22 protein-coding genes and 1 pseudogene are annotated in these 18,719 nt (G+C 63.5%); 10 read left to right on the top strand and 13 right to left on the bottom strand.

Translation table 11 applies throughout. The features are described from left to right. Positions 1-103: 103 nt before the first annotated feature. Together ACP15D_RS16905 and pdxH are read right to left on the bottom strand one after the other, a co-directional pair. Positions 104-862 (bottom strand): SDR family NAD(P)-dependent oxidoreductase, encoded by a 759-nt coding sequence (locus ACP15D_RS16905; RefSeq protein ID WP_424958594.1) that lies wholly within the window; start codon positions 860-862, stop codon positions 104-106. 88 nt (positions 863-950) lie between these two features. After that, positions 951-1,610 carry a pyridoxamine 5'-phosphate oxidase gene (gene pdxH, locus ACP15D_RS16900; RefSeq protein ID WP_424958593.1) on the bottom strand — a complete coding sequence of 220 codons (660 nt, stop codon included), beginning with the start codon at positions 1,608-1,610 and terminating at the stop codon, positions 951-953. 131 nt (positions 1,611-1,741) lie between these two features. On the opposite strand from pdxH, the gene ACP15D_RS16895 reads away from it, so the two are divergent. The 6 genes from ACP15D_RS16895 (at position 1,742) to ACP15D_RS16870 (ending at position 7,490) form a co-directional block, all read left to right on the top strand. Beyond that, entirely contained in the window at positions 1,742-2,209 is a 468-nt protein-coding gene (locus ACP15D_RS16895) for a hypothetical protein (RefSeq protein ID WP_424958592.1), read from the top strand. Positions 2,210-2,373: 164 nt separating this feature from the next. Then, positions 2,374-3,225 (top strand): enoyl-ACP reductase FabI, encoded by an 852-nt coding sequence (gene fabI, locus ACP15D_RS16890; protein ID WP_424958591.1) that lies wholly within the window; start codon positions 2,374-2,376, stop codon positions 3,223-3,225. A gap of 21 nt (positions 3,226-3,246) precedes the next feature. Continuing rightward, positions 3,247-3,834 (top strand): histidine phosphatase family protein, encoded by a 588-nt coding sequence (locus tag ACP15D_RS16885; RefSeq protein WP_424958590.1) that lies wholly within the window; start codon positions 3,247-3,249, stop codon positions 3,832-3,834. A 669-nt stretch (positions 3,835-4,503) separates the two neighbouring features. Further along, positions 4,504-5,589 (top strand): chorismate synthase, encoded by a 1,086-nt coding sequence (gene aroC, locus ACP15D_RS16880; protein WP_424958589.1) that lies wholly within the window; start codon positions 4,504-4,506, stop codon positions 5,587-5,589. A 77-nt stretch (positions 5,590-5,666) separates the two neighbouring features. Next, on the top strand, positions 5,667-6,656 hold the full coding sequence (locus ACP15D_RS16875) for an aldo/keto reductase (protein WP_424958588.1): 990 nt from the start codon (positions 5,667-5,669) through the stop codon (positions 6,654-6,656). 288 nt (positions 6,657-6,944) lie between these two features. Continuing rightward, positions 6,945-7,490, top strand: coding sequence for a hypothetical protein (locus ACP15D_RS16870; RefSeq protein WP_424958587.1), 546 nt, complete (start codon positions 6,945-6,947; stop codon positions 7,488-7,490). 184 nt (positions 7,491-7,674) lie between these two features. On the opposite strand, the pseudogene ACP15D_RS16865 reads toward ACP15D_RS16870, so the two are convergent. The 5 genes and pseudogenes from ACP15D_RS16865 to ACP15D_RS16845 all read right to left on the bottom strand — a co-directional run. Then, positions 7,675-8,166 (bottom strand): annotated as a pseudogene (locus ACP15D_RS16865) (ferritin-like domain-containing protein); the annotation flags it as partial. A 132-nt stretch (positions 8,167-8,298) separates the two neighbouring features. Beyond that, positions 8,299-9,654, bottom strand: a complete 1,356-nt coding sequence (rimO, locus tag ACP15D_RS16860) for a 30S ribosomal protein S12 methylthiotransferase RimO (RefSeq protein ID WP_424958586.1) — start codon at positions 9,652-9,654, stop codon at positions 8,299-8,301. A 145-nt stretch (positions 9,655-9,799) separates the two neighbouring features. Further along, positions 9,800-12,190 carry an endopeptidase La gene (gene lon, locus ACP15D_RS16855; RefSeq protein WP_424959259.1) on the bottom strand — a complete coding sequence of 797 codons (2,391 nt, stop codon included), beginning with the start codon at positions 12,188-12,190 and terminating at the stop codon, positions 9,800-9,802. Positions 12,191-12,207: 17 nt separating this feature from the next. Next, complete coding sequence (locus ACP15D_RS16850) at positions 12,208-12,618, bottom strand: Hsp20/alpha crystallin family protein (RefSeq protein WP_424958585.1); 411 nt, start codon at positions 12,616-12,618, stop codon at positions 12,208-12,210. 143 nt (positions 12,619-12,761) lie between these two features. Beyond that, entirely contained in the window at positions 12,762-13,151 is a 390-nt protein-coding gene (locus ACP15D_RS16845; protein WP_424958584.1) for a helix-turn-helix domain-containing protein, read from the bottom strand. 332 nt (positions 13,152-13,483) lie between these two features. Between ACP15D_RS16845 and ACP15D_RS16840 the strand changes: the two genes are divergently transcribed. Next, complete coding sequence (locus ACP15D_RS16840) at positions 13,484-13,723, top strand: hypothetical protein (protein WP_424958583.1); 240 nt, start codon at positions 13,484-13,486, stop codon at positions 13,721-13,723. A gap of 108 nt (positions 13,724-13,831) precedes the next feature. Here the strand turns inward: ACP15D_RS16840 and ACP15D_RS16835 are convergent, their stop codons facing one another. Together ACP15D_RS16835 and ACP15D_RS16830 are read right to left on the bottom strand one after the other, a co-directional pair. Next, entirely contained in the window at positions 13,832-14,032 is a 201-nt protein-coding gene (locus ACP15D_RS16835; protein WP_424958582.1) for a hypothetical protein, read from the bottom strand. 83 nt (positions 14,033-14,115) lie between these two features. Beyond that, entirely contained in the window at positions 14,116-14,544 is a 429-nt protein-coding gene (locus tag ACP15D_RS16830; RefSeq protein WP_072375748.1) for a PRC-barrel domain-containing protein, read from the bottom strand. A gap of 354 nt (positions 14,545-14,898) precedes the next feature. On the opposite strand from ACP15D_RS16830, the gene ACP15D_RS16825 reads away from it, so the two are divergent. Further along, positions 14,899-15,579, top strand: coding sequence for a Crp/Fnr family transcriptional regulator (locus ACP15D_RS16825; protein ID WP_424958581.1), 681 nt, complete (start codon positions 14,899-14,901; stop codon positions 15,577-15,579). A 12-nt stretch (positions 15,580-15,591) separates the two neighbouring features. Here the strand turns inward: ACP15D_RS16825 and ACP15D_RS16820 are convergent, their stop codons facing one another. Next, positions 15,592-15,792, bottom strand: a complete 201-nt coding sequence (locus ACP15D_RS16820; protein WP_072375744.1) for a hypothetical protein — start codon at positions 15,790-15,792, stop codon at positions 15,592-15,594. Positions 15,793-15,983: 191 nt separating this feature from the next. Further along, on the bottom strand, positions 15,984-16,226 hold the full coding sequence (locus ACP15D_RS16815) for a hypothetical protein (RefSeq protein WP_424958580.1): 243 nt from the start codon (positions 16,224-16,226) through the stop codon (positions 15,984-15,986). 241 nt (positions 16,227-16,467) lie between these two features. Between ACP15D_RS16815 and ACP15D_RS16810 the strand changes: the two genes are divergently transcribed. Both ACP15D_RS16810 and ACP15D_RS16805 read left to right on the top strand, forming a co-directional pair. After that, a complete protein-coding gene (locus tag ACP15D_RS16810; protein WP_424958579.1) occupies positions 16,468-16,782 on the top strand; it encodes a NepR family anti-sigma factor in 315 nt (104 codons plus the stop codon). Beyond that, complete coding sequence (locus ACP15D_RS16805; RefSeq protein ID WP_424958578.1) at positions 16,779-17,363, top strand: sigma-70 family RNA polymerase sigma factor; 585 nt, start codon at positions 16,779-16,781, stop codon at positions 17,361-17,363. Before ACP15D_RS16810 ends, ACP15D_RS16805 begins: the two co-directional genes overlap by 4 nt. A 94-nt stretch (positions 17,364-17,457) precedes the next feature. On the opposite strand, the gene ACP15D_RS16800 is transcribed toward ACP15D_RS16805, so the two are convergent. After that, positions 17,458-18,273 (bottom strand): response regulator, encoded by an 816-nt coding sequence (locus ACP15D_RS16800; protein ID WP_424958577.1) that lies wholly within the window; start codon positions 18,271-18,273, stop codon positions 17,458-17,460. 149 nt (positions 18,274-18,422) lie between these two features. Beyond that, entirely contained in the window at positions 18,423-18,596 is a 174-nt protein-coding gene (locus ACP15D_RS16795) for a DUF1328 domain-containing protein (RefSeq protein WP_424958576.1), read from the bottom strand. Positions 18,597-18,719 lie beyond the last annotated feature (123 nt).

Raw genomic sequence — 18,719 nt, 5'->3', positions numbered from 1 at the left:
GGCGACCTAGGTCTCAAGACCAGAGGATAGCCGAGAATCAGGCGAAAAACAGCGGACCGTGGCGGCCGCCTGATTTCGGCCCGGCGCCCCCTGGACGGGCAGGTCAGACGTGCTGGCCGCCGTTGATCTGAAGCTCGGCGCCGTGGATGTAGCTCGACTGCTCGCTGCAGAGAAAATAAATCGAGCGGGCGACCTCATCTGGCGCCCCAAGCCGGTGCATCGGAATCTGCTCGTCAACGATCTTGCCGGTGCCGGGAGAGAGGATCGACGTCTCGATTTCGCCCGGCGAGATGGAATTGACGCGTACGCCGCGCGGGCCGAAGTCGGCAGCCATCTCGCGCGTCAGAGCAGTGAGCGCCGCCTTCGAGGTGGCATAGGCCGAGCCCGCGAACGGATGCACGCGACTGCCGGCGATCGATGTGACGTTGACGACAGCTCCCTGGGCGCGCTCCAACTCGTCGAATAGTCCCCGTGCCAGCATGATCGGCGCGAAAAAGTTCACCTGAAATACGTTGCGCCATGTCTCGGCATCGGTGTCGATGGCGTTCAGTCGCGCGCCGCCTTTGGCCTTGGGACTGATGCCGGCGTTGTTGACGAGCGCGTGCAGCATCGAGCCTTCGGGTTCGAGACGCCGCTTCAGTTCGGCGATGGCGCGTTCGATGTCGGCTGGGTCAGCGAGATCGACCTGCATGTGATCATCGCGTCCCATTTCCCAGGGGCATTCCTCGGGGAAGGGATAACGCGAGCAGCTGATGACGCGCCAGCCGGAGGCAGCAAAGCGCTTCACGGTCGCGTGGCCGATGCCGCGCGACGCGCCGGTCAGCACGAGAGTCTTTCGTTTCTGTTTGCCGCTCGTCGGCATGGCGAGCACCTTTCGCAGAGCAACGCGGCCCGGTCTGGCCGGAGCTTAGAAGCGAGGTCAAGCGGCGGCGCCTCGCTGGCTTAAGACTTCAAGGATATAGGCGCGTTCGGGTCCAATCCGAATGGGCCTTCTCGCGGCGGAATACGATGCGCTCGTGGAGGCGCGACAGCCGGCTGTGCCAAAACTCGATCTCGAGCGGCGTGACGCGGAAGCCGGACCAGTAGGGGGGGCGCGGCACGGCGCCGACGAGATACTTCGCGGCGTAACCGGCCACCGCCTTTTCCAGCGCGAAGCGGCTTTCCAGCGGGCGAGACTGCTGCGAGGCCCATGCGCCGATTTGCGATGAGCGGGCGCGCGTTGCGAAATAGGCGTCGGCCTCTTCCCCGCTAGTCGGCGTCACAGGCCCGCGCACGCGGACCTGCCGGCGCAGACTTTTCCAGTGGAAGTCGAGCGCGGCATAGGGATGGGCGAGCAGCTCGCGGCCTTTGGTGCCTTCATAGTTGGTGAAAAACACGAAGCCGCGATCTGGGAAGCCGTCGGGATCGACGCCCTTCAACAGCACCATGCGCACGTTGGGATGGCCGCTCTGATCGACGGTCGCCAACGCCATGGCGTTGGGGTCGTTCGGCTCGTGACGCTCTGCCTCGGAGAGCCAGTCAGCGAAGAGTTCGAACGGCTCGGCAGCGCCGGCAAAATCGCCGGGCGCAACGACGCCTTCGCTATCAGGATCTGGTTGATGCTGGCTCAAGTCATACCTCGCTCAAGGCCCATGACGCGCGGGACAGCGGTTTAGTCCGCCTTAACCAAACCAGCTCATACTTACCGAAGGTCGCCCCGCAAGTTGCGGAATGTAGCGTCGTCAGCATCGAGTGAAGCGTCATGAGTTCGCATCCCTCTCTAGTTACGCTTGCCACGGTTGTCACCACCGGTCTTGTACTTGTCGGTCACGTACTTCTCGGCTCGACTGCAGCCTTCGGCGGCGAGCAATGGGAAACCTCGATTTCGACTGAGCCCGATCCGACCCCGTCGATGCCCGGAGTGACCGTGCTCCCTGGGTCCACCGTCAATATTCCTGTCGGTCCTTACCGCCTCGACGAGAAGGACGAGATCGCCGCGCTGGAGCGCATCCAGTACGCCCTTTCGGAAGTAGGCGACGGCAAGACTTACGTCTGGCGGCGCTGGCACGGAAAGCTTTCCGGCCTGATCCAGCCGACCGGATCGTTCAAAGATGGCGACGGGAAGGTCTGCCGCCACCTCGTCGTGATGATGACCACGGGTAAAAATACCAAGCGCCAGGAAGGCATTGCCTGCCGTCTCCCCAGCGGTCGCTGGCAATTGGAAGGCTGATCGGGTTTCCCCCAGACCCCGTCAGCCGTTTGGAAAGGCCGGCCCTGAGGGCCGGCCTTTTCCCATTCCCCCCTGCGAAAAAGCGCCCATCTGGACCCAACAGGGCATTTGTGTAGGATGCGCGCCGAACGCACAGGGCTAACCAGGAAATAGAGAGAGAACCCATGACGGAGCCGATGCCGAGCGCAGGGGTTGCGAAGGGCAACCTGTTGGCTGGCAAGCGCGGCCTTATCATGGGCTTAGCGAACAACCGCTCGATCGCCTGGGGCATTGCCAAGGCGGTGGCGGCACAGGGCGCCGAGCTTGCCTTCACATATCAGGGTGATGCCCTGAAAAAGCGCGTGGAGCCGCTGGCCGCGGAGCTGGGGTCGAAGGTCGTACTGCCGTGCGACGTCGTCGATGCCGGCTCCATGGACGCTGTTTTTTCAGAGCTCGAGCGGGTCTGGGGGCAACTGGACTTCCTCGTCCACTGCATCGCCTTCTCCGACAAAGCCGAGCTCGATGGCCGCTATGTCGACACGAGCGAGAAGAACTTCACCCAGACGATGCTGGTCTCGTGCTACTCGCTCACGGCGCTGGCCGCGCGGGCCGAGAAGATGATGCCGCCGGGCGGGTCGATCCTGACGCTCAGCTATTACGGCGCCGAAAAGGTGATGCCGCACTATAATGTGATGGGCGTCGCCAAAGCCGCGCTGGAGGCCTCGGTTCGCTATCTGGCGGCCGACCTCGGCCAGAAGGGCATCCGCGTCAACGCCATTTCGGCCGGTCCGATCAAGACGCTGGCCGCCTCCGGCATTGCCGACTTCCGCTACATCCTGCGGTGGAACGAGTACAACTCACCGCTGCGCCGGACGGTGACGATCGAAGAAGTCGGCGGGGCAGGCCTTTACCTGCTGTCGGATCTGTCGCGCGGCGTGACCGGCGAGGTGCACCACGTCGATTCCGGCTATCACGTCCAAGGTATGAAGAACGAGGACGCGCCGGACATCACCGTCGCCAAGAGCGAGGGCGCCTGATAGCGGCGCAGCGTAGCTGGCGTGCGGGACGACGTTACGATCTACCTCATCCGCCATGGCGAGACCGACTGGAACGCGCAGTCGCGCTACCAGGGGCAAGCTGACATCCCAATGAATGCGGTCGGGCGATCGCAAGCCCAGCGCAACGGCGAAGCGCTTCGCGCCCTGTCGCCAAAGGTTGCTGATGCGCACTTCGTCGCCAGCCCGCTCGGTCGCGCGCGAGAGACAATGGAAATCGTGCGCGCCAGTCTCGGGCTGGTTCCGGGCGCCTATGAACTCGATGACCGCCTGAAAGAGCTGCACTACGGGCACTGGCAGGGCGTGTTCGCCTCCGATCTTGCCAGCTTCGACGCGCGGGGCGCTGACGAGCGCTCGCGCGACACGTTCCGCTGGCGCCCGCGCGGGGGAGAAAGTTACGCGGATCTGATGGAGCGGGCTGTCGATTGGCTCGGCGGGGTGACGCGTGACGCGGTTGTCGCCGCGCACGGCGGCATCAGCCGGGTGCTGCGCGGACATCTTTATGGGATCGAGCCCTCGCTCATCCCTGAGCTGGAGGTGCCGCAGGATCGCATCCTGGTGCTGCGCCGGGCCGGGATGGAGTGGCTGTAGGCAAGCGGCACCGTCGTGATTGCTGCGGCGTGGCTGGGTCCCGGCCTGCGCCGGGATGACGGTGGTGGGGAGGCGGGGGCAGCGAGCAACCTTTTTGGCCGCCAAGGGCGGCAAGGCGCGAAGGGCGTCTGGCGCGGGCGCCGGCTCTCGGCTCGTGCGACGCTCGCCGCAACCAAAGCTTGCCTCAGCTTGCGTCCTAAAACGAAGAAGAGCCGAGGCAGCGGCTGCCCCAGCTCTTCCCGTCACGTCGATGTCCGCTCGATGACGGTTGCTCAAGCCGGCAGGGAGCGGCGCTGATGTTCGGGCACGATGAACGGGGCCCGTATGTTGCGGCACGCGATCGGCGGTTCTTGCGCCTCAACGCTCAGAAACACTTCGACCAATTGGTCCCAAGGCATGGCCTGAAGGTGACCGGCGGTCTTCCACCAAGCGGCGGCAATGCAGAAAGGCTGACACAGGTGGTGCCCCCTTTCCTGCTGTCTCTTTGCAGCTAGTCGCGTGTCGCGACGCGGTACTAGGGCCAGATAAACTGCGTCGCGCGCTCATGTCACGGTCTTTACAGGCTCTGCTCTTGCGGGCGTGCGCTTGCACTCCTAAGACTGGCACAACTGCCACGGCTCAAGGTTGCACGCGCACCTGGAGCTCATCCCCTTTACCTCGGCTTTCGGCATGTCTCACAACACCTTCGGCCATCTCTTCCGCGTCACGACCTGGGGCGAAAGCCATGGGCCAGCGCTCGGCTGTGTCGTCGATGGATGCCCGCCGGGGTTGCCGCTGGAGGCAGATGAAATCCAGGCGTTCCTGGAAAAGCGACGCCCGGGGCAGTCGCGCTACACGACCCAGCGGCAGGAGCCGGATGCAGTCGAGATTCTGTCCGGCGTGTTCCCCGACGCCGACGGGCGTCAGGTGACCACGGGCGCACCGATCTCACTGATGATCCGCAACGTCGATCAGCGCTCGAAGGACTATGGCGATATCGCCTCCAAGTTCCGCCCGGGCCATGCCGACTACACTTATTGGGCGAAGTACGGCATCCGCGATTATCGCGGCGGCGGGCGTTCCTCGGCGCGCGAGACGGCGGCGCGCGTTGCAGCCGGCGCCGTGGCGCGCAAGGTGATCCCGGGCGTCACCATCCGCGGGGCATTGGTGCAGATCGGCGATATCAAGGTCGACCGCTCGCTGTGGGATTGGGACGCGGTCGACTCCAACCCGTTCTTCTGTCCGGATGCGGCGACTGCGGTGCACTGGGCCGAATATCTCGATGGCATCCGCAAATCGGGCTCGTCCATCGGCGCGGTGATCGAGGTTGTTGCCGAGGGTGTGCCTGCGGGCTGGGGCGCTCCGCTGTACGCCAAACTCGATCAGGACATCGCTTCGGCGATGATGAGCATAAATGCCGTGAAGGGCGTCGAGATCGGCGCGGGCATGGGCGCAGCTGAACTGACCGGCGAAGAAAACGCCGACGAAATCCGCATCGGCCATGATGGCAAGCCGTGTTTCCTGACCAATCATGCGGGCGGGATCCTCGGCGGCATCTCGACCGGCCAGCCGATCGTGTGCCGCTTTGCGGTGAAGCCGACATCGTCGATCCTCACGCCGCGCAAGACGATCGACGTCAACGGTGCGGAAGCCGATGTCATCACCAAGGGGCGCCATGATCCGTGCGTGGGCATCCGCGCGGTGCCGATCGGCGAAGCGATGATGGCGATCGTGTTGGCGGACCACTATCTGCGGCACCGCGGCCAGGTGGGCTGAGGCCTTTCAATCCGTCACCGGCGAGCCTATGTCCGGGGCACTCCCCTGAAGACAGCGCAAATCCGCGGAGGCTTGCCATGCAATATCGCGATCTCGGCCCGTTGAAGGTGTCCGCCCTGGGCCTCGGCTGCATGGGCATGTCCGATTTCTACATCGGCGGCGGCAGCGAAGCGGAGTCGATCGATGTCATCCACCACGCCATCGAGTTGGGCGTGAACTTCTTCGATACGGCCGACATGTATGGCAGCGGTGCGAACGAGGAACTGGTCGGGCGCGCGCTGAAGGGAAAGCGCGACAAGGCCGTGCTGGCGACCAAGTTCGGTATTCGCCGCGATCGCGCGGCATCCGGTACGCCGTATGGTGTCGACGGCAGCCCCGCCTACGTCCGGCAGGCGTGCGAAGCCAGCCTGAAGCGGCTCGGCGTCGACACCATCGATCTCTATTACCAACACCGCGTCGATCCCAACACGCCGATCGAGGACACGGTCGGGGCGATGGCCGAATTGGTGCGCGAAGGCAAGGTGCGTTACCTCGGGCTGTCCGAGGCCGCTGCCGATACGATCCGACGCGCATATAAAGTGCACCCCATTGCGGCGCTGCAAACAGAATACTCGCTGTGGAGCCGGGAGCCGGAAGAGCAGATCCTGCCGACTGTTCGCGAACTGGGCATCGGATTTGTTGCGTATAGTCCGCTCAGCCGCGGCTTCCTAACCGGCCAGATCAAATCGCCGGACGATTTCGAGGAAGGCGACTATCGCCGCAACGCACCACGCTTCCAGGGCGAGAACTTCAAGCGCAATCTGGAGCTCGTAGCGGCCGTCTCGGAACTCGCCGCAGAGAAGAACGCAACACCGGCACAGCTTGCGCTCGCGTGGGTGCTTTCGCGCGGCAGAGACATCGTGCCTATCCCGGGGACGAAGCGTCGGCGCTATCTGGCGGAGAACATCGGCGCACTCGCGCTGACGCTGACGCGGGAAGACCTGCGGCGCATCGACGATGTGTTTCCGCTCGGCGTAGCAGCCGGTGATCGCTACCCGCCCGCAGCGCTCACGGCCGTCAATCGCTAGGGCACCTTCGACAGTTGTGCGCGCAGTAAAAATTTCTGCGCGCATACGGGCAAAATGTGACGCGCATGGCTAGTCAAAGATTGCTGCGTGCGTTATCGTCGCACCACTAAAACACAAGCAAATCTGAACACTAACGTTGCGAACCGACGAGGCTCTGCAGCGCACGGTTTCCCTTGTTCGCAAGGGCGTGCGCGCATGCACCTTCGCGAGGACGCGCGAACGAGGAAACGTGCCTGCTGTGTGGCGCATCATGTGCCCAGTTGGCGCCGATGGGGAGGCGTCTTTCAGGTGTTGATGAGAGTGGAGGACGGCCATGCGCGGCCGAAACTGCTGAGCAAGGCCGCGGTTGAAAAGACGGCGCCGGACATCCGCCTCGACCTTGCCGCGTCCGTGCCGCTGATTGCGCGAGACAGTTTCGTGGCCGAGACGGCGAACAGGATCGAGCAGCTGAACGCGACCGTGCGGTTGATGTCGCGTGATCTGGGAAACATCTCCGGCAGGGTGGCTGACCTTGAAGCCATCGCCGATCAGGAGCGGCGCCTGCAGTCGTTCCAGAAAGGCGACCGGCGCTCGAAAGATGCAAAACTCGATGAGCTGGTTCGCGGCTGTCGCGATCTGAAGTCGCGGCTCGACCGGATCGAGGGGCGATCGGCTGGCGACTTTCACGCCTACAACAGCTTCGAGGCTGTCAGTCGCAAGCTGGGCGAGCTGGATGGCTTCCGGGACGAGGCAAAGAGCCTGGAGCGCACGCTCAAGCTCAGAGCATGGCTGCTGTGCGCGGCGGTCAGCGCGTCGGCAGTCGTCCTGGTGATGGCGACTGCGCTCGCCACTTGAACTCGACGGGAGGAGCCGGCGGGTGGGCCGCTGCTCCTCCCGTCCGCGCCGCTCAGCTTGCGCGGCGACGCCGTGCGGCGGGACGCTTGCGCGGCTTGGCTGCGTACTTGGCAACCTTGCGGCGCGTTGTAGATGAGCGCGTGGTGCGCGGCTTCGAGGCGCTGCGCGCCTTGCGCGTCGTGCCCCTGTTGACGCGGGTCTCGGCGACCGTGGTCAGCTTCTTGTCGGCGGCCTTTTCTTCCTTGAGGCTGCGCTCCAGCAGCGGGATGACGTCGTCCTTGCCGAGTTCTTCGGCCCAGGCGATGAGCGTTCCGTAGCGCGTGATCTCGTAATGCTCGACCGCTTGGGCCGACGCGATGATGGCCACGTTGGTGGCGGTGCGTCCGTCGACCTCACTCAGCAGATCATCACCTTCGGTGAGGATGCCGTCGATGCCCGGGCAGCGCGTGGCCTTCGGCTTCTCGCCGATCAACTCGAACACCTGCTCGAGGCGCTTTACCTGGTTCTCGGTCTCAATGAGATGCTGCTTCAAGCCCTTCTTGAGCTCGGCATCGGATGCGGCGTCGATCAGCTTCGGTAGAGTTTTAACGATCTTGTTCTCGGCGTAGTAGATGTCCTTGAGGCCGTGCAGAAAGAGATCGTCGAGCGATTTAAGATCACGCGTGAACATACCCATGGTGCTTCTCCCGGATCGGCGGTGATCAGTTTGCCGTCGGAAGAACGTATGTTTTGCTGGACAAGTTCCAGCGGCGAGCAAAACGCGAAGCGCGGCTCTCTTCTGAATATCAGTGTTTGAAGCTCAGGCGCTCTAAGTGCGCTCGGCCCAGAGATCGTAGTCGTCGGCGTTGGTAACGCGCGCTTTGACGATGTCACCGGGCTTCAGGTCGGTATCACCGTTCAGGAACACGCTGCCGTCGATCTCGGGCGCGTCCCACTTCGAGCGGCCCAGCGCGCCTTCCTCGTCGATCTCATCGATGATCACATCGATCTCGCGGCCGACGATGCCGGCGAGGCGCTTTTCGCTGACCTCTTTTGCGGTCTCCATGAAGCGGTGCCAGCGCTCGTCCTTGATCTCGTCTGGGACAGCGCCCGCAAGTTCGTTGGCGGGTGCTCCGGCGACGGGCTCGTAACGGAAGCAGCCGACGCGCGCCAATTCCGCCTCGCGCAGCCACTGCAGCAGGATCTCGAAATCTTCTTCGGTCTCGCCGGGGAAGCCGACAATGAAAGTGGAGCGGATGGCGAGGTCGGGACAGATCTGGCGCCAGCGGCGAATGCGCTCCAGCGTTTTCTCCTGATGCGCAGGGCGGCGCATCGCCTTCAGCACCGCGGGTGAGGCGTGCTGCAAGGGCAGGTCGAGATAGGGGAGGATCTTGCCTTCCGCCATCAGCGGGATGACGCTGTCGACGTGCGGATAGGGATAGACGTAGTGCAGCCGCACCCAGGCGCCGAGGTCGCCCAGCGCTTCGCAGAGCTGCTGGAAGCGCGCCGGCAGGGCGCGGCCTTTCCACTGGCTCTCGGCGTACTTCAGGTCGAGGCCGTATGCGCTCGTGTCCTGACTAATGACGAGCAGCTCCTTGACGCCCGCGTTCACCAGGCGCTCGGCCTCGGTCATCACGTGGTTCGAAGGTCGGCTCTTCAGGTCGCCGCGCAGGTGCGGGATGATGCAGAACGAGCAGCGGTTGTTGCAGCCCTCGGAGATTTTCAAATAGGCGTAGTGGCGCGGGGTGAGCCGCAGGCCCTCCGCGGGCACAAGGTCTATGAAGGGATCATGCAGCGGCGGCGCGGCGGCGTGCACGGCCTCGACGACTTGCTCATACTGGTGCGGGCCGGTGACGGCGAGGACGCCAGGGTGGCTCTCGCGGATGCGTCCTTCCTCAACTCCGAAACAGCCTGTGACGATGACGCGGCCATTCTCGGCCATGGCCTCACCGATGGCGTCGAGGCTTTCCTGTTTGGCGCTATCGAGGAAGCCGCAGGTGTTCACCACCACGACGTCGGCACCGGCGTAATCGGGCGAGACGGCGTAGCCTTCCGCGCGCAGCTTGGTGAGGATGCGCTCGGAATCGACCAATGCTTTCGGGCAGCCAAGCGAGACGAAACCCACGGTCGGGGTCTTGCCAATGTGGCGCGGGGCGGCCTGCTTTGTTTCTATGGGTGCGGTCATGGGTCCACGGATAAAGCCATGGCGGCGCCTCTAGCACGCGCTGAGGCATCCGGCGAGCCCTGCATTTATTCACCAGCAGGCATCGCAATCAGAAAGGCGCCGTTTTGGGCGTTTGGCCGCACCGAACCGCTGCGGGCGGCAGCGCCTACTGCGCCACCGCCGCCGCTTTTTGATCTTCCAGCGCCGCGCCGAGCGCGTCCTCGACGCGCTCCAGCCAGATCAATTCGAGCTGCCGGCGGGTCTCCTCGGACAGGTCCTCGATGTCCTTCTTGTTGCGTGCGGGAAGCATGACGCGCGTGATGCCCGCTCGTGCCGCGGCCGCCAGCTTCTCCTTGATGCCGCCGACCGGAAGCACGAGGCCGCGCAGGCTGATCTCGCCCGTCATCGCCGTGTCGGAGCGCACGGGCCGATCCGTCATGAGCGAAGAGAGCGCAGTGAACATCGCGACGCCAGCCGACGGGCCGTCCTTGGGGATGGCGCCGGCGGGGACGTGCACGTGGATGTCGCTACGCTCGAACAGCTTGTCGTCGATGCCGAGCTGAGAGGCGCGGTTCTTGACGATCGACAGTGCGGCCTGGGCGCTCTCGCGCATGACCTCGCCGAGCTGGCCGGTGAGGATCAGCTTGCCGTTGCCGGGCGAGCGCGTCGCCTCGATGAAGAGGATGTCGCCGCCGACGGGCGTCCAGGCGAGACCGGTCGCCACTCCGGGCACGCTGGTGCGCATCGCCACCTCGCTCTCGTAGATCGGCGCACCGAGGATAGCGTTGAGGTCGCTGGCGCCGATGCGGATCGGCCCCTCCTCGCCCTCGGCGATGCGCACGGCCGTGTGGCGCAGGACCTTGCCGATCTCGCGTTCCAAATTGCGCACGCCGGCCTCGCGCGTGTAGAGGCCGATGATCTCGCGCAGCGCATCATCGTCGATCTCGACCTGCCCGGGCTTGACGCCGTTGGCTTCGAGCTGGCGGGCGATGAGATAGCGCTTGGCGATGTTGAACTTCTCTTCCGCGGAGTAACCGGAGAGCTGGATCACCTCCATGCGGTCGCGCAGCGGGCCTGGGATCTGGTCGAGCACGTTGGCGGTAGCGATGAACACGACGCGCGACAGGTCGAACGGCACGGCGAGGTAATTGTCGCGGAAGGTGTTGTTCTGCTCGGGGTCGAGCACCTCGAGCATCGCCGCGCGCGGGTCGCCCTGGATGCCGGAGCCGAGCTTGTCGATCTCGTCGAGCATCATCACGCAGTTGCGCGATCCGGCCTTGCGGATCGCCTGAATGATGTTGCCGGGCAGCGCGCCGATGTAGGTGCGGCGGTGACCGCGGATCTCCGCCTCGTCGTGCACGCCGCCGAGGCTGACGCGCACGAACTTGCGGTTCATGGCGCGGGCGATCGACTGGCCGAGCGAGGTCTTGCCGACGCCGGGCGGGCCGACGAAGCAGAGGATCGGGGCTTTGCCTTCCGGCGCGAGCTTGCGCACGGCGAGGAACTCGACGATGCGGCGCTTGATCTTGTCGAGGCCGTAGTGGTCCTCGTCGAGGATGCGGCGTGCTTCCTTGATGTCGATCGGCGTTTCCTCGGGCAGCTTCCAGGGCAGCTCGATGAGCCAGTCGAGATAGGTGCGCGTCATACCGTAGTCGGGCGAAGCTTCCTGCATGCGTTCGAGCCGGCGCAGCTCCTTGCGGGCCGCATCCTCGACTTCCTTGGGCATGCCAGCCTTGGCGATGGCTTCCGACAACTCGGCGATGTCCTGCGCCTTCGACTGCTCGCCCTCGCCGAGCTGGCGCTGAATGGCGGCCATCTGCTCGCGCAGAAGCACCTCGCGCTGACGCTCGTCGAGCGAAGCCTTGGTCTGGCGGCCGATCTCCTGCGACAGGCGCAGCACCTCGATGCGATGCGCAAGGAGCGACGACACCTTGTCGATGCGCGCCGACACGTCGACAGTCTCGAGGATCTCCTGCTTCTCGGCAGGCTTGAGATCGAGGTAAGCGGCGGCGAGGTCGGCGAGGGCGCCAGGCGTGCTGACGCTCTGAACGGCGACGACCATCTCCTGCGGCACCTGCGGCAGCAGCTCGAGCGCCTCCAGCGTCTGACGCTGCAGGTTGAGGAAGCGAGCCTCGATCTCGGGCGTGCGCTCGTCGGATTCAGCAATGCGCTTTACGCGGGCGACCATGTACGGCCAGCCGTCGAGGAACTCCACGACCTGGAAGCGCTCATCGCCCTGCACGACAAGGTGATGCGAGCCGTCCGGCGCGGTGACGTAGCGCACGACGTTGGCGATGGTGCCGATGCGATGCAAGTCGACGGGCTGCGGATCGTTCTCCGTGCCGTCGCGCTGCATGATGATGCCGACCTGGCGCTGCTCGCGGACGGCGTTTTGCGCAGCCGCTATCGAGCGCTGCCGGCCGACTGTCACCGGGATGACGACGCCGGGGAACAGCGTGATCTCGCGTACAGGAATGACGGCCACAGCGTCCGGAGGGAGCGGCGGCGTCGCAGTTGGAGTCGCGCGGCCAGCAGTCTGGTTATCGGGTGCGTCCATTTTCATTTCAGTCAAGGTTATGCCTCCGCCTTGGAGAGGAGCACGAGCAGGCAGCCGTCAGCGAATTTGCGGCGCACGTCGGAGTAGCGGCCAGGGGGCAGACGCAGCCGGCGCTCGAAGCGCCCCTGCGGCAGCTCGAGGCGATGGATGATGGCTGAGCCGACTTCGGGAGGGAGCGTACGGGCGCCAGCGACGACGAGATCTGGTCCGTCGATGCCGACCTCGACGCGTTCTGGCTTCACACCGGGCAGTGCGATGACGACCAGCACATCACGCTCGCTTTCGAGCACGTCGGCCGGTGGCTCCCACGCCGGCTGGCGCGAAGGCGAGCGTACGGGCTGGAAGAACTGCTTATGCATGCGTTCGGCGCGCGCGAGCATCTCGCACGCTTCCGACCACATCCACCTGTTGGGAAAATTCTCGCTCATGTCTTGCTCGTGTCCCACTTGCCGCCTGGGGACCCGCAACAAAACCGGATGCCCCAGGGGAGCATGAAACATAATGCTGAATTATCGGATTTCTACCAGGCCAGCGCGCGGCAGCTTCAAAGCGCGCTCATGCGTGCGCGCTTCTACTCGGAGAGCCTCTCGAGGCCGGCGACATCCTTGAGGCGCAGCGCCGAGTTTGGTGCTCCCTCGATCAGTCCGCGGTGATTGAGGTCCACGAGCAGCGCCGCGAGCGTGCCGATGTCCACGCCGAGCAGGTCGGCGACGAAACCCGAAGTGAGAGCGTCGGGGACGATCTCGGGGTCGCGCCCCTCATAGCTGTTGTTCTGAGAGATCGAGAGAAGCAGCCCCGCAACACGGGCCAAGGGCTGGTTGGCGCGGGGGACGCTGGCACTCGTCCACTCCGCCGCGGCGTCCGGCTCTACTCTAGCTGAGCCATCGCGGCCCCGCCGGCCTCCAGTGGGCCAGGGAAGGGTTGGCTCATAAACGTCGATGGGAGCGGTGTGGGCGGGCATAACGCAATCTCCGGTCCTCGAAACTGACCTAGATCGTAATGCGCATCAGGCCCTGGGAGTTCGCCGCGTAGGTATGAAAGTGTTAGATTTTGTGATAATCGCCCCCTACCTGGGTATAATGCATATGCCATCCGGGTGCGCTTTACGGCGCAGCCCCCAGATTTCCCTTGAAAAACGGCCTTTCGGGGCCGATATACCCGGCTAGCAAGTGCGCGTTCGCCGCGCACAAAGTGCCGCAGCGGCTCTCGCATCCAGGAAATCTCAACTTTTTTGCTGGAAACGCCAGGGTCCCGGCGTTTCAGCGGCGGACGTTTCAACTCGAAGTGGCAAGCATGGTTGAGGAAGATTTGACCAGTCTGAAGGAGCATGGCGCCTACGCCGACTGCCGCGACGCATGTGGTGACAACTGCTGCGACACGTATGAGGCCGAGCGCGAGGCGCGCCGCAGTTCTGAGCAGAAGACGCGAAAGTGCCTGTTGTGCCGTGAACCGTTTCCCAGCGCGTGGGCTGGGGAGCGCGTGTGCCGCAAGTGCAAGTCGACGTCCACTTGGCGCAGCAGCGGCATGGAGTGATGCCGGCTCTCTATCGGTAGGGTGCTGTGGGGGCGGCTAGGTGCCGCCCTTTTGCTTTTTTGGCGTCTGGAGTGCAGGTTGGCGTGTTCGCACAGCCGAAACCCCAGATCAGGGGCCTGGCGCTGTGGATTGCGTGGGCGCGGGGTCCGGCGTGCTCATAAGCGTCGAGCCGCCGTAGAAAACCGCATACAGCGCCATCGCGGCAACGACGGCGATCAGCAGTGAGCCCACGAGGACGCGGAAATTCAGCCTCCTGGGAGAGGATTGGCGCGCCTCGGTCGGCGTCAGCACTTCTTGGGTCCGCTGCATGGTTTTCTCCAATTTATGAGTTGGCGTGAGTAAGTCCGCGGGGGGGTAACCCCGCGGACTTGTCCGTGTGCCTTCAGTCCGCGTTAGGAGCGGTTTTCCGGCTTCACGTACTGGGGCGCGGATTCAAGAGCCGCCTTGGTCATGCCGGTGCTGACAGTGAGCTTGCCGTCAGAAGCCTTGGCGAACCGCAGCTGGTCGAACGGGAGGGCGACGTCCTTTTCGCCTAGCCCAAGAAAGCCGCCGACCCCGACGATGACCGCGGCGACCTTACCGTCGGTGCTGATGAGCACGTCGTTGATGTCGCCAATCGACTCGTTGGCGGCGTTCTTCACGCTTTCGTTAATGAGCTTATTTGCTGAAATGTCTCCGGCCGCTGGCGAGGCCATTTTTTCGGCAATTGTTTCCGCAGCCGCATTATTGGGCTCCTGCACTGCAGGCGACGTAGCGGTCTGGGCCAGCGCGGGCGCCGAAAGGGCGGCAATCAGGGCTGCGGTGGCAATAAACTTCTGCATTGGACTTCCTCCTCACTATTGGTCTGCGCACAGCCACCGCGACATTGTGCACGCGGTGACTGCACCTGTAGGAAGAACGAAGTCGCTGCTGCCGGGGTTCCTCGAATTGACGCGTCGGTAGTACGCAAAATTCACCATGTCATTATAAGAAACATTCTAATGCCACTTTGCGAAGAATATCGATGGCGCCGAATACGCCAGGGCAAGAATGAGCTTGTTCCGTATGGAACAGCGATCTGAGAGTTTCGTTCTAGGAATAGCTGAGCCGCGTAGGCGATTGGGCGCGCTGAGATTTTGACTTGATTATGGCAATCGCGCTGCCCATGTCGTGAGCTTGATCGAGTGAGTTGTACAATGCTTGCTGTAACGCCGATTTCCGAGACTTGTGTTGGCGGTACCTGTGCCACCGGCCAACTTGCACATCCGCGGCTGCGCCCAACCCAGGTTCGCCGGCTGGCGCGCGGTGAGGCGCTGTTCTCGCGCGGCGAGCAGCGCACCCAGCTCTACCGAGTGGAGCGCGGCGCGCTGTGCCACTACCTGCGTTGGGACGATGGCCGGCGCGAGATCATCGAATTTGCGTTCCCCGGCGACATCATCGGGTTCGGTCACCTCGGCGAGCACATCACCACGGCGCAGGCCGTTGCCAAGACGATCGTAAGCCCGGTGAGCGAAGAGGCTTTCGAGCAGTTGCTTGAAACCGATGCGCAGCTGGCCGCACGCTATGCCGTCGCCGCCGATCGCGAATTCGATTACGTGCGCGCTCGGGCTATCGCGGCCGGTCGCGGAAAGCCGGTGAAGCGCGTTGCGTCGTACCTTGCGGCCCTTGCCCGCATCAGCGCCAACGAAGGCCATACGGGCGAGGTCATCACGGACGGCTACTCGTCGGGTGCGGTGGCAGATCAGCTCGACATCAGCCTCGATGCGCTTGCCGATGCGCTGCGCGATCTGGAGCAACGCGGTATCGTCGCGCCAGACCGCGAAGGTTTGCGCATTGCCGATCTCGACGCGCTGGAGCAATTCGCCGACGCGGCATGACGCGTCGGCCGCCTACGTTCGCGGCGTTTTGATCCGCATCGTTGTTTCGAGAACAGCATCTTTCTTGGACCAGACGTGCTCTCCCCCGCATGCGGGACAGCGCACCGGTGCAGCCATGATGTTTGGAAGTGCCTGGAAGCTGTCTTGGTCAGTGTCGATACCGACGTGAATCAACTCGTCGGTAACAGGACAGCGAATCATGATCGCGCCCATGAAAGTCCCCCCACGACGCATCACGCCCCCGTTTGCGCAATGCTTCGCCATCGACGCAAAATCGCGTCCCAATGCGTAGTTAGATTGTCGTCAAACTCGGCCAAATGATGTTCGCAAACCGAACGGCGCCGACTTCGTGATTGGAGGGTGATCGATGGGCGACAAAAAGCCCGCGGGCCGTTGGACGGCCCTCAGCCGACATCGATCTTGGGTGACGTGGCGACGTTATCGGAAAACATCGCAGTGTCGACGTCATTACGAGAGGATTGCGCATGGGAGGGGGACGCAGGCCCGTGCTCGATGCTTCTCAGCGCTTCCAAGCCTCTTCTGATCGCGGCTGAGGTGCCCATCGGGCCTTCTTCGTCGGCGCCGAGCATCTCTTTGAGACGACGACCAATGAGTTTAGTCAGCTCTTCGCTCTTGCCCGTTCTCACCCTCGGTGCCTTTGGAGTTCGATTTCCTCTGGTCAGCTAACCCTATGAAGGCCGCTAAGTTCCCGTCCCGTGAGCCGCCATTGGTTCGCGTTGAAAACCATCACAAACCCTGTGACCAAAAAACCGCGGAACCGTTGCGCCCCCTCACGCGTTGTTGAGGCTTAGGGGTTGGATGTTATGGTCCGCGATCAGATAAGGCGCGCAAGTTGCCAAAACGGTCGAGGGGAGGCGGAGGCGGCTGATGTCAGAAAAGAAAGAGGCGTTCGCCCGGACAGCCACAGAGAGCGGACAAGATGTGGCGAGCGCTGGAGCACGAGGGACGGCCGGCAGCAATGCCCACCGCGACGAGAAGAGCAACGAAAGCCAGCCGGGGGCGCAAAAAGCGCCGGACCAGGCGGTGATCCCAGGAATTCTCGGCAAACAATTGCGGGCCGCATATGGCGAATTGCTGAGCACGCCAGTGCCGGACCGCTTCAACGATCTCATCAAAAAGCTTCAGCACAAAGAAAACGAGAACGCGGCGACGGCGGTCGGGGACGAGGAGGAGAGCGCTTGAGCGGTAGCGGACACGACAGCGCCCTGCACGACGACCTCGTGGCCGCGATCCCGAACATGCGTGCGTTCGCGATCTCGCTTTGCGGCAATCGCGATCACGCGGATGATCTGGTGCAGGAAGCGCTCGTGAAGGCATGGAACCATCTCGACTCGTTCGAGAAGGGAACGAACCTCAAGGCGTGGCTCTTCACCATCCTGCGCAACGCGTACTTCTCGGAACTGCGCAAAACCAAGCGTGAGGTAGCCGACAGCGACGGACAGCTGGCGAGCCGGCTCTCGGTGCCAGCTGAGCAGCAAGGCCATCTCGATCTCGTCGACCTGAACAATGCGCTCGGCAAGTTGCCGGTGGACCAGCGCGAGGCGCTGATCCTCGTGGGCGCGGAAGGGTTCTCGTACGAGGACGCGGCTGCGATTTCAGGATGTGCCGTGGGCACCGTGAAGAGCCGGGTCAACCGTGCGCGCACGCGTCTCAACGAACTGATGACAGCGCCGCCGGCAGACGCGCCAAAAACCGGAGACGACAAGGAGGCCGCGGCCCGTGCGGGACAGCCGGGCCGCCGGCGGGCAGCCGGCGCCATTTGAAGCGCTGCTGCCCGTCGAGGATCTTTTCGCTGATGTGATTATGAAGAGACGTGGGGCTGATGATGCCCCCCGGGCGAGCTGCCCGCCGGAACGCTCAGGCCGAGGCGGCCTTGGCGTCCGGCAGACGTGCCTTGTAGTCAAAGAAGAGCGCTTGGCTGATGACAGCCTGCACCGTTTCAGTGCGGAAGGGCTTGTTGATCAAGAATGTGGGCTCCGGGCGACTTCCGGTTAGCAGGCGCTCTGGATAGGCGGTGATAAAGATCACCGGCACGTCGAAAGATTCCAGGATCTCGTTGACGGCTTCCAATCCCGAACTGCCGTCGGCAAGCTGAATATCTGCCAGCACGAGTCCGGGTTGGTGCTGCCTGAAGGCGGCAACGGCCTCCTTGTGGGTTCGGGCCGTGTCGGACACTGCGTGGCCGAGGCCAGAAACGAGGTCTGCAAGGTCGAGGGCGATCATCGGCTCGTCCTCGATGATCAGAACGTTGGTTGCCACCTGCTCGGCAATCTCGGACGCTGCCTGATCGACCAGAGCCTTCACCTCGACTTCGTCGGTTTTCAGGATCTTCGCCGCATCGGACGTCGAGAACTCCTCTACGGCCATCAGCAGAAAGGCCTGGCGCGCGCGCGGCGTTATCGCTTCGAGCTTGCGATCTGCAGCGGCCAGCCGCTCCGATGTCGGTTGTTCGGCCCTCGTGTGATTGAGCCTTACCGAATTCCAGACGTCGAGGAAGCACTGGTATGTGGCAACGCGTGGCTCGAGATCGACAGGAAACATCGACGGCTCGGCTGCGATAGCTTCGAGCATAGCTACGACGTAGGCGTCACCGCTCTCCTGACTGCCGGATAGAACACGAGCAAACCGCCTCAGATAAGGCAGTTGCGGTGCGACGCTTTCTGAAATGGACATGATCCTCCCCTTTGCAGGCCGCCCATAAAACTCACGAGCTCATAAACGCTCAACTGTGTGAAAAGTTCCTAGCCGCGCCCAGCTCAAGCCAGGCGCGGCTTGCCAAAAATCTACAAGTCACTGATGACACATCGAATTTGCTCAAATGGCTAGCCTCTGCGGAGCATGCCGCCAACAACCGAAATGACGAGAAGAATGATCGCCACCCAGAACAAGATGCGTGCACCCTCGGTCGCCACGCCCGCAACGCCTCCGAAGCCGAGGAACGCGGCGACGAGCGCGATGACGAGAAAGACGATGGCCCAGTAGAGAAGATTGCCCATGGTAGCCTCTTAGCGAAAAGCCCGTTAGGAACGATGGTGCTAAAACTGCCACGGCGGCTGCATAGTTCCGTGCGGCGCAATGGAACTCTTTGCAGCCACGGCCATTCTTCATTCGCACGAGCC

This window comes from Hyphomicrobium sp. 1Nfss2.1 (assembly GCF_965243865.1).
Lineage (GTDB): Bacteria > Pseudomonadota > Alphaproteobacteria > Rhizobiales > Hyphomicrobiaceae > Hyphomicrobium_A.
Note: the sequence above shows the minus strand (reverse complement) of the source record. Positions and strands in the feature narration are given on the sequence as shown.

Coding starts and splice junctions, on each gene's coding strand:
- ACP15D_RS16905 (WP_424958594.1), bottom strand. CDS start 862: ATGCCGACGAGCGGCAAACAGAAACGAAAGACTCTCGTGCTGACCGGC.
- ACP15D_RS16895 (WP_424958592.1), top strand. CDS start 1,742: ATGAGTTCGCATCCCTCTCTAGTTACGCTTGCCACGGTTGTCACCACC.
- fabI (WP_424958591.1), top strand. CDS start 2,374: ATGACGGAGCCGATGCCGAGCGCAGGGGTTGCGAAGGGCAACCTGTTG.
- aroC (WP_424958589.1), top strand. CDS start 4,504: ATGTCTCACAACACCTTCGGCCATCTCTTCCGCGTCACGACCTGGGGC.
- ACP15D_RS16875 (WP_424958588.1), top strand. CDS start 5,667: ATGCAATATCGCGATCTCGGCCCGTTGAAGGTGTCCGCCCTGGGCCTC.
- rimO (WP_424958586.1), bottom strand. CDS start 9,654: ATGACCGCACCCATAGAAACAAAGCAGGCCGCCCCGCGCCACATTGGC.
- lon (WP_424959259.1), bottom strand. CDS start 12,190: ATGGACGCACCCGATAACCAGACTGCTGGCCGCGCGACTCCAACTGCG.
- ACP15D_RS16850 (WP_424958585.1), bottom strand. CDS start 12,618: ATGAGCGAGAATTTTCCCAACAGGTGGATGTGGTCGGAAGCGTGCGAG.
- ACP15D_RS16845 (WP_424958584.1), bottom strand. CDS start 13,151: ATGCCCGCCCACACCGCTCCCATCGACGTTTATGAGCCAACCCTTCCC.
- ACP15D_RS16840 (WP_424958583.1), top strand. CDS start 13,484: ATGGTTGAGGAAGATTTGACCAGTCTGAAGGAGCATGGCGCCTACGCC.
- ACP15D_RS16835 (WP_424958582.1), bottom strand. CDS start 14,032: ATGCAGCGGACCCAAGAAGTGCTGACGCCGACCGAGGCGCGCCAATCC.
- ACP15D_RS16830 (WP_072375748.1), bottom strand. CDS start 14,544: ATGCAGAAGTTTATTGCCACCGCAGCCCTGATTGCCGCCCTTTCGGCG.
- ACP15D_RS16825 (WP_424958581.1), top strand. CDS start 14,899: ATGCTTGCTGTAACGCCGATTTCCGAGACTTGTGTTGGCGGTACCTGT.
- ACP15D_RS16820 (WP_072375744.1), bottom strand. CDS start 15,792: ATGGGCGCGATCATGATTCGCTGTCCTGTTACCGACGAGTTGATTCAC.
- ACP15D_RS16810 (WP_424958579.1), top strand. CDS start 16,468: ATGTCAGAAAAGAAAGAGGCGTTCGCCCGGACAGCCACAGAGAGCGGA.
- ACP15D_RS16800 (WP_424958577.1), bottom strand. CDS start 18,273: ATGTCCATTTCAGAAAGCGTCGCACCGCAACTGCCTTATCTGAGGCGG.
- ACP15D_RS16795 (WP_424958576.1), bottom strand. CDS start 18,596: ATGGGCAATCTTCTCTACTGGGCCATCGTCTTTCTCGTCATCGCGCTC.